3 protein-coding genes and 1 pseudogene are annotated in these 6918 nt (G+C 63.4%); all 4 read left to right on the forward strand.

The genetic code is table 11. From position 1 onward, the window contains the following. Positions 1-33: 33 nt before the first annotated feature. Positions 34-357 (forward strand): hypothetical protein, encoded by a 324-nt coding sequence (locus FZ938_RS25390; protein ID WP_149201186.1) that lies wholly within the window; start codon positions 34-36, stop codon positions 355-357. 397 nt (positions 358-754) lie between these two features. Continuing rightward, positions 755-2569: a metallophosphoesterase gene (locus FZ938_RS25395; protein ID WP_149201187.1), complete on the forward strand. Its 1815-nt coding sequence runs from the start codon at positions 755-757 to the stop codon at positions 2567-2569. Between the two features lie 34 nt (positions 2570-2603). Beyond that, entirely contained in the window at positions 2604-6035 is a 3432-nt protein-coding gene (locus tag FZ938_RS25400) for an alpha/beta fold hydrolase (protein ID WP_149201188.1), read from the forward strand. Between the two features lie 105 nt (positions 6036-6140). After that, positions 6141-6841: pseudogene (locus FZ938_RS25405) on the forward strand (transposase); the annotation flags it as partial. Positions 6842-6918 lie beyond the last annotated feature (77 nt).

Here is a 6918-nt window from a genome sequence, read left to right on the forward strand (position 1 = left end):
GCCTAAGCCATCACGAACAGGAGGATATCTGAAATGGCGACATACCGGGAGGCGAGAGAAGCTATCAGTAATTTCATTACCGTTTGTGAGAAGGCTGAGGACAGCGCCAAAGGTGCAGAACAAACGGCCTTACTACAGCTGATTGACGATCTCCGAGCCGAGCGCATGAGGATCGATGCAGCGGAGCTCAAAAACAGCGGAAAGGCCTATCCCGGCCTCACAGAGGAAATACGGTCCGCCAAGAAGAAGCTTGCTGACCTATCCGACGGGGTGAAGAGAATCATCAACGCAGCGGAGGTTGCAACGCAACTCATTGGCACGCTGACGCGTATAGTTACGGTACTTGCAGGAATTTAATGTGGTGAACAAAAATTACCGGCGCGCAGGCGCTGGCTTGGTTAGGAGTCTGCGGGGTAGCGGACGCGAAGCGTCCTTAGCGGCCCGAGCACGGTGCTGCAATCGGTGCCAGGAGGGCCGGCGGTGAGATTTGCGGCGCTTCAGAGGGATCGCCCTTCGTCCGACCTCAACCAATTGTTCGACAGCTGTGACCATTCTTCCGTCCCAACTTGAGTTCCCAGGGGCATCGAGGTCTAGACACTTACCGACAGGAAAAAATACCGGTGTATTCATCGCGCTTCGAGTCTCCATAAACTCGACATCCTGAGCTGAATATGCGAAAATTCCGCCACCGAATTGTTTAATAGCTGATTATTAGCGCAACGCGCTTGTGGCAGCATTGAGCAACGGAGGGGGCATGCCTCGAAACAGCGCCAAGCCAGATATGAATTATTGGTACGCCCCTCGCCGGATGGCGGCCACAGCCGTGCGGCTCGTGATATCTACGATATTCGGAGAATACAGCGACGCACGCGAGGTACAGGCGATTAGCCGACCCATCTTGCCGGGTGGTCTTGATCCGGCCTTCGACTACAGCGACACCAATAATGATTTTTGGTTCGACTATGCAGCTGACACCGGTGACGGCTGGGACTCGACGTTTGCCATTGCGTCGCTCCTCGGCGCGAGCGTGATCGACTTGGACGGTCGGCGATTGCCGCGGGGGCGTTTCCTGATCCTCGGCGGTGACGAGGTCTACCCCACCCCCTCGCGCGATTCCTACCGGGAGCGTCTGGTCAGGCCCTTCGCGGCGGCGTTGCCCGACGTGAAGGACTCCGAGGAACAGGAAGAGCGCCCCCACTTGTACGCTATTCCTGGTAACCATGATTGGTACGACGGGCTGTCGTCCTTCCTGGGCCTATTCTGCCGACGGCGCCCAAGCGGAAACTGGGGCGGTAGCCGCGATGGGCGGCGCATCGGGCTCTGGCAGACGCAACAGAATCGGAGTTATTTTGTCCTCAAGCTTCCCGGCAAATGGTGGGTCTGGGCTTTCGACATCCAACTCAACAGCTACGTAGACCAGCCACAGATCGATTATTTCCAGCATGTGGCGACACACTGGATGGAAGCCGGAAGCCGTGTTGTCCTGTGCACGGCGCAACCCGATTGGATCTATGCGCACTGTGATCGGGGAAAGTTCAGCAATCTCGCCTACGTCGAATACATCATCGAGCATCACGGGCATGAGTTGGCGCTCGTGCTATCCGGCGATATGCACAATTACAACCACTATCTGGGCCACATCGTGGAACGGACAAGCCATGCCGAGCGCACGCGCCACTACATCACCGCCGGTGGCGGCGGTGCCTTCCTTCATCCGACGCACCACCTGCCGCATGGGATCTCATTCGTGGAGCCCGGATCCAAGAACCGCCGGACGCGCCGGTTCGATCTGATCGGGAGCTTTCCCGACCCCAAGACGTCGCGCAGGCTCACGTGGCGCAATCTCGCTTTTGCCGCCACCAACGCCGGCTTCACAGCCGCGGTAGCCAGCGTCTATGCCGCGTTGATCTGGATCCTCGATGCGACGAGCCGGGTAACCGCCAACACCGGGCTCGTGGAATCGCTGGGCGGAACGGCACTGACCGAAGGCGTGTCGCGAACCGTCTCATTCCTCGCCGAAAGCCCTCTCGGCATTGTGCTGGTCCTGACTATGGCGGCCGCATACACCGCTTTCGTCGATGTCGAGAGAGCAAGCGACCCGTCGCTTTCCGATCCCGGAGAGCGCATCGCGGGGAAGCAGCAATGGCCGTGGAGGGTGCTGTACGGCGGCGCCCATTTTGCCGGACAATTCGTGCTGGCGGTCGCCGCCCTCGTCCTCATCTCGCAGGGCTTGGCAGTCTTATTCGGCGTGAAGGCGGGCTCGCCGCTCGCCTCCCTCCTCGTGATCCTGTTGGGCGGAGGCGCCGGCGGTCTGAGCGCCGCCACGACCATGGGGATCTACCTTATCGCTATGCTGAACGGCCTGCACCTGCACTGGAACGAGGCTTTCTCAGCCTTGCGTTGCCCGGACTACAAGAACCTGCTGCGTCTTCGGATCGCTAGGGATGGCACACTCTCGGTGTACGCCCTGGGCGTCGAGCGCGTGCCGCGCAGCAGCGGCCGTCCCGAGGACGGCCCCATTTCGCCATCGGTGACGCTGATTGATACCGTTACGATCGAGGGCCGCTGATCCGCAGCCGATACGGATATGGAGAGGAGAGGCTATGGACCGCTTGTCACGTCCGAACACGGCGATTCGCCCGTTCTACGATGTGGTAATCGTCGGCTCCGGGTATGGCGGCGCGGTGGCGGCGAGCCGTTTGGCGCGGGCCGGACAGAGCGTTGCGGTGCTCGAACGCGGCCGGGAGTTGCAGCCCGGCGACTACCCCGACACCCTGCTCAAGGCGCAAGCAGAGGCCCAGATCGACACCGGCGCCGGCGGCATCGGGCGGCCTACGGCGCTGTTCGACATGCGGCTTAACGACGACGTGCACGTGGTCGTGGGATGTGGTCTGGGCGGGACGTCGCTGATCAACGCGAATGTCGCGCTTCCCCCGGACCCCCGGGTCTTCGACGACCCCCGCTTCCCACTGGCGCTGCGGCAGGACGTCGGCGGCGGACTTGTTGAGGCCTACACTCGTGCTCGGCGCATGCTGGAGCCGGTGCCCTACCCCGAGCATGTCCATCTGAAGAAGCTGGATGCCTTGCGTACAGCCGGAGTGTCGCTCGGCCACCTGGCCAACTGCCCTCCCATCGCGGTCGGCTTCTCCGATCGCGTTAATCACGCCGGCGTCTTCCAGAAAGGATGCACCCTGTGCGGCGACTGCTGTTCCGGTTGTAACGTGGGCGCCAAGAATACCGTGCTGATGAACTATCTGCCCGACGCCAAGGCGCATGGGGCTGAGATCTTCTGCGAAGTGGGAGTCCGTTGGCTGGAACGGACACCCGGGCACGATGCATGGCGTGTCCATTTTCACCGCCTGGGCGTCGGGCAGAACGTCTTCGCTGACGCGGAAGACCCTGCCGTGGAAGCGCGCATCGTGGTGCTGGCCGCCGGCACCCTCGGCAGCACGGAAATCCTGCTGCGCTCGAAAGAAAAGGGCCTGCCCGTTTCCGCGGCCGTCGGCACGCGGTTCTCCGGCAACGGCGATGTCCTCGCGTTCTCCTACAACAACAACGCATCGATTGAGGGGGTCGGGTTGGGAACGGAGGCCGCCACATACCGACCCGGGACGTCGTCAAGGCGGGCGCCGGGCCCGACCATCACCGGCGTAATTGACCTACGGGACACCGCGCTAGACGACGGCATGGTCATCGAGGAGGGGGCACTTCCCGGCGCACTCGGGCCGCTCCTCGCCGCGGCCTTCACCGGAGCGGCGGCCCTGGTCGGCGACGACACCGATGACGGGTTGGCCGACGACATACAGGAGAAGGTGCGGGAAGTGGAGAGCCTGCTGCGCGGCCCGTACCATGGCGCAATCAATCACACGCAGACCCTGCTCGTGATGGCGCACGACGGGGCCGATGGTCGCCTCGCGTTGCGCGACGACCGGCTGCGCGTGGACTGGCCCGGCGTCGGCAAACGCCGTGCGTTTGGAAATATCGCCGAGCGGCTGCGAGCAGTGGCCGAAGCGACCGGTGGAACCTTCATCCCCAACCCGCTCTGGACGCCGCTTCTCCATCATGAACTGGTCACCGTTCACCCGTTGGGCGGCTGTCCAATGGGCGAGACGGGAACCGACGGGGCCGTGGATCATGCCTGCCGGGTGTTCCGAGGAGCCGACACCGCCGTCTACGAAACCTTGCTTGTGTGCGACGGTTCGGTCATGCCGCGCTCGCTGGGGATCAACCCGCTGCTGACCATAACGGCCTTCGCCGAGCGGGCGATGGCGCTGCTGGCCGGGCGCGAGGGGTGGCGCTTCGACGATGCGCCGAACCCGCCGGTAACTGGGAGCGAACCGGCCGCCGGTCCGGTCGGCCTGCACTTCACCGAACGCATGGCGGGGTGGGTTGGGCCACCGTTGGCCGTCGATTTCGAGGAGGCCGCCCGGCAGGGACGAGACACTCCGTCCGGGAGCACCGGCGCCCTCTCTTTCATAGCAACGATCGTGGTCGACGACGTCGCACGCTTTATCGACGATCCCGAGCACAGCGCCACACTCATTGGCGAGGTATTAGCACCCGCACTCTCGTCGCAGCCCCTAACCGTCACCAACGGCCGCTTCAACCTGTTCTGCCCCGATCCCGGGCGGGTCGAATCAAAGCTCATGACTTACAGCATGCCGCTGGTCGCCGTCGACGGCAGCCGGTATCGTCTCGAGGGGGAGAAAATCGTCCATGACGACCGCGGCTTCGATCTGTGGCCCGACACGACAACGCTGTACGTGACGCTGCGTACCGGCGACGATGGTGAGATAATAGCCCGTGGGGTATTGCGACTTGCGGTTGCGGACTTTCTCAAGCAGCTGCGCACCATGCGCACGACAAACGCTCCGACGCCGGAAGCGGGCTTGCGGGTGCTGGCCCGCTTTGGCCACTTCTTCGCCGGACAGCTATTCACAACCTTCGGCGGGGTATTTGCCGGCGCCACCGCTTATGATTCCAACGCTGTCCGGAAGCGCCGCGGCTTGCGGGCCTGCGCGCCCGAAGTCCATGTGGCAGAGACGCGGGACGGAAAGAAGTTGCTGCTCACCCAGTACAAGGGCGGCACCAAGGGGCCGGTCATCCTGACCCATGGACTGGGGGTGTCCAGCTTGATATTCACCGTCGATACCATCGACACCAACCTCCTCGAATATCTGTTCGCCGCCGGCTACGATTGCTGGCTTCTCGACTACCGTGCGAGTGTCGCCCTTCCCTACTGCGAAGAGGGCTTCACCGCTGATACCGTTGCCACGCACGACTTCGAGGCGGCTGTGCAGAGGGTTCTTGCCCTGACCGGGGCTGCGAGCGTGCAGATGGTCGCGCACTGCTTCGGTTCGATGACATTCTTCATGGCGATGCTGAATGGGCTGTGCGGCGTTCGTTCCGCAGTGGCCTCACAGATCGCCGCCGATGCCGATGTGCCGTGGTTCCCGCAGAGGCTGCTAGCCCACATGCGTGCGGCCGACCTGATGCGCCTCGTCGGCGTGCGTGTGCTCGACGCCCGCGCGTCAACCACCCGCGGCTGGATGGGCCGCATGGTCGACCGGACCATAGGATTGGTCTATCCATTCCGCCCGGAAGACCGTAGCCACAGCCTGACCAGCCGGCGGATCACCGCGCTTTACGGCCAGCTCTATCAGCTTGACCGCCTCAATCAAGCGACCTTTGACGCATTGCCGGAGATGTTCGGTGTCGCCAACATAGACGCCTTCGTGCACCTGGGACGCATTGCCCGTGCCGGTCATGTGGTCGATGCCCACGGCGAGGAACGGTACCTGCCGAATATCCGAAGGCTGAAGCTGCCCATCACCTTTCTGCACGGTTCGTTGAACCACTGCTTCGCGCCTACCGGCACGCAACGCACGATGGAGCGACTGACCGCAGCCAACGGCCATGAATGGTACGAACGGCATGTCATCGACGGGTACGGGCATATCGACTGCATCTTCGGCAAGGAGGCCGCGACCGCCGTCTATCCCTTGATCTTGAGACACCTAGACCGTTCAGCATGACCTCCGCCCACCCCATCCTCAGCAATTAAGAACGTCGGCATCTGACCTGCCCCCCTGAACCCGCTCCAGCCCCTATTTGAGGGATGGGCAAAACAGGAGGAAGGAATGGCCCGTCGAAAGCGGCATACCCCCGAGCAGATCATCAGCATGCTGCGCGCCATCGAGGTGGCGGTAGCGCAAGGGCGCACGGTCGCGGAGACCTGCCGCGAGCACGCTATCTCGGAGCAGACTTACTACCGCTGGCGCGCCGAGTTCGGCGGCCTGAAGCTGGATCAGGCCAAGCGGCTCAAGGAACTGGAACGCGAGAACCAGCGCCTGCGCAAGGCGGTGGCCGACCTCACGCTGGACAAGCTGATCCTGCAGGAGGCGGCGCGGGGAAACTTCTGAGCCCCGAGCGGCGCCGCGCCTGCGTCGGGCAGGTCCAGCAGACCCTTGGCGTCTCCGAACGCCGGGCCTGCCGGGTGCTTGGCCAGGCACGCTCGACCCAGCGTCATGTATCCGTTGTTCCGGCCGACGAGGATGCGCTCACCGCCGCCATCTTGCGGCTGGCCGGTCAGTATGGCCGCTACGGCTACCGGCGCATCACCGCCTTGCTGCGTCAGGCGGGCTGGCGGGTGAACCACAAGCGGGTCGAGCGGATCTGGCGCCGCGAGGGGCTGAAGGTACCCAAGAAGCAGCCCAAGCGTGGCCGGCTGTGGCTGAACGACGGCTCGTGCGTGCGTCTGCGCCCGAGTTGGCCGAACCACGTCTGCGCCTATGATTTCGTAACCGACCGCACCCACGACGGCCGGAGCTTTCGCATGCTCGTACGCCTCCGGTGAGTGCCGCCTTGGCAAAATAGGGTCCGACGTCTGAGTTTTGCGTAGCGCGTCATCGCGCGGAC

The sequence above is a fragment of the Azospirillum oryzae genome (genome assembly GCF_008364795.1).
Taxonomy (GTDB): Bacteria; Pseudomonadota; Alphaproteobacteria; order Azospirillales; family Azospirillaceae; genus Azospirillum; species Azospirillum oryzae.